This is a genomic window from Eubacterium sp. An3, assembly GCF_002159465.1.
GTDB classification, from domain to species: Bacteria; Bacillota; Clostridia; order Lachnospirales; family Lachnospiraceae; genus Anaerobutyricum; species Anaerobutyricum stercoris.
In genome coordinates, this window is sequence record NZ_NFIR01000068.1 from 1 (window position 1) to 2500 (window position 2500).

The following is a 2500-nucleotide window of genomic DNA, read 5'->3' on the forward strand; positions in this document are numbered from 1 at the left end:
AAGGAATCGGGACGGACATCCTGTTCCATGAATACAAAAGAGGAAAAGTAGCCGCCGGGGACGCGGCAGCCATCCTGTCCCGTATGCTCGATTACGGACAAAGAGCAGCGGAACCCCTGTTGCAGTCAAGGAACACCCGGCCGGGACAAGCCTCCCAACAATCCGCCGGAGTCTGCATCAGCCTTCATGGAGCCTCTGTCAAAAACCAGCTGCTGTTTTCCATGACAGTGACAGTAGCCGAACCGGAGGCATGGGACGTGGACGGGAAACAATCGTCGGGAAGGACGGTGCGGACCCTGCGCAAGATACGGGTGAAAAAACGATCCTTCAATCCATGGATGAGAAAATACAATGGCATCATACATGTACAGTGGGAAGGACAGCAGATGCAGCTGGTGGTAGGCTTGAATAATGGGGAAGAGCAGGATAAACGGGAATGATATTTTGGGTGGAAAAAATAAAAAAATATGTCATAATAATGTATAGACTATAATATCACTGGAGAAAAGATTATGAAAATATTGCTGAATTATCAGAGTATGATCAGTATAGGAATTGTTTCAAAAATAATGATGTTCCTTCTGCTGGATGCCATAATTGGAAAAAAAGAAAAGAGAAAGGGAATGGCATTGTCTCTTGCATTTTTTGATATATAATGTCGGAGTTTTAATAATCATGGACAGCTTTTATAGAGAAACATTGTGGTTTCGACTGCTTATGCCAACCTGCAACCTTGTTCTTGCGTTGGTAATCGTGTTCTTGTTTGCCAGCCTGACAGGAACAAATTATTTCAGGATGCTGCTGGAAGCAGTTGCGGTTGATGCGGTATGCGGAATTATTGTACATATCGACAGAAAATTGTTTTCTGATCCGATAATGATTTTTATTGCTCTGCTGGCTGTTCTGCTGGAATGTGTGGCTTATTATTATATTTTAAAAAGGAAACATAAAATGCTGCTTCGCAATAAAAGACAGATGGAAAGGTATTATCGCCATGCCGCCAAACACATGCAGGATATGGAGGCTGGATGGAATTTTTTAGGGGGGGGGGTAGCGCGGAAAGGAATTTTTGGGCGAATGATGAGAGAATATGCACTAAGAACGGAAGCGCAGTGTCGAATACTGCTGAACAGATGGAGAAATATCTGTATAGATTAAAAAAACAATATGAAGCGGTGAGTGCGATTTTTTTCTGCAATGATTTGGCGGTGGACAGTGTTCTGCGTGAATTTGTGTTATCTTGTTACAGACGGAAGATACAAGTGGAAGTTTTATTTCATGAATATCAGCGAAAGCAGATTAAACCGGAAGACACAGCAGCGGTTCTTTCCCGTATGCTTGATTATATTTTAATGGGACAGGAAAGCATTTCAGCGAAAGGAAATGAAGGAGAGGATCATGAAGGCGGAACAGTCAAGGTACAGGGTGCATTTGTGAAGAATCAGCTGATTTTATCAGCCAGATTAATTCCGGCTGAAGGAGCGGCAGTTCCCATACTCAAAATACGGAAAAGAGATTTTAATCCGTGGTTGAAAAAATATAACGGATTAATCTATGTTATGAGGAAATGTGATGTCCTGCAGATTGTTGTAGGGATGGATGCATGTTAAAAAACGAGAGGCTGGCATGAAGTTTTTAGTGGAAATTATTCTGGTGCTTATTATGCTTGAGATGGTTAGAAGGTGGATCATTAAAGCGCTGGAACTGGAAGAGAAAAACAGGCGTCTGCAGGAAAAATTAAGCGCCATGGAAAAACTGTATGAGGAAATGCAGGAAGAAATTGAGATTACAAAAAAATATCATCATGACATGAAAAAGCATATTTATCTGCTGGAGGGACTGCTCGCTAAATATAATGATGCGGAGATTTCCTCTGTATCTGCTTTTCCTCAGAATTTTAACGGTCTTCCCCAGAAGAATATGTACTGTGAAAACATATTTATCGATACCATTTGTACCCTGAAAAAGAAGCAATGCGCAGAAAAGGGAATTACAATGTTTGTCGACATACATTTTGAAGAATTTGTTCCGATGAAAGAAATGGATATCAGCGGTCTTCTGCAGAATCTGCTTGATAACGCCATTGAAGCAAGTGAACGGATAAAAGGAAAGAATAAAAAAGAAATCTATCTGTTAATAATGGAAAATACAGAAGGATGGATTTTGAAAGTCAGTAATTTTTGTGATAATCCGGAACAGATTAATTTTCAAACGACAAAAAGAGATAAAAAGAATCATGGATACGGTATCGGTATTATATGTGATATCGTAAAGCAATATAACGGAACAATAAAGTACGTAAAAAGTGAGGAAGAAAAGCAGGTGACTGTACATATATTTTTCCCCAAAAGGCAAAAGAAGATACTGTAACAGAGAAAGGACTTCTTATGAAAATGGGGTAAAAACGGCTTCTGAGAAGGAAATTAAAAAGATGTAAAAAAAGTGAAAAAAAGTGTTGACATTTGGAAAAACTGATGGTAATATAATCAAGTCGCGGTTA

The 2500-nt window shown here is 39.8% G+C and carries 4 protein-coding genes; all 4 read left to right on the top strand.

What is annotated here, in order from left to right:
- On the top strand, positions 1-440 hold a 440-nt coding region (locus tag B5F87_RS21105), incomplete at its 5' end, for a hypothetical protein (protein WP_158097120.1).
- A 157-nt stretch (positions 441-597) separates the two neighbouring features.
- The gene (locus tag B5F87_RS20030; RefSeq protein ID WP_143405313.1) at positions 598-1158 is read left to right on the top strand and encodes a hypothetical protein; all 561 of its coding nucleotides are present in this window, start codon (positions 598-600) and stop codon (positions 1156-1158) included.
- A 104-nt stretch (positions 1159-1262) separates the two neighbouring features.
- Entirely contained in the window at positions 1263-1610 is a 348-nt protein-coding gene (locus B5F87_RS20035) for a hypothetical protein (RefSeq protein WP_143405314.1), read from the top strand.
- Between the two features lie 16 nt (positions 1611-1626).
- Entirely contained in the window at positions 1627-2370 is a 744-nt protein-coding gene (locus B5F87_RS20040; protein ID WP_158097121.1) for a GHKL domain-containing protein, read from the top strand.
- The last annotated feature ends 130 nt before the right edge of the window (positions 2371-2500 follow it).

What these genes read in the sequence shown, in the direction of transcription:
- B5F87_RS20040 (WP_158097121.1), top strand. Translation starts at nt 1,627, where the DNA reads ATGAAGTTTTTAGTGGAAATTATTCTGGTGCTTATTATGCTTGAGATG.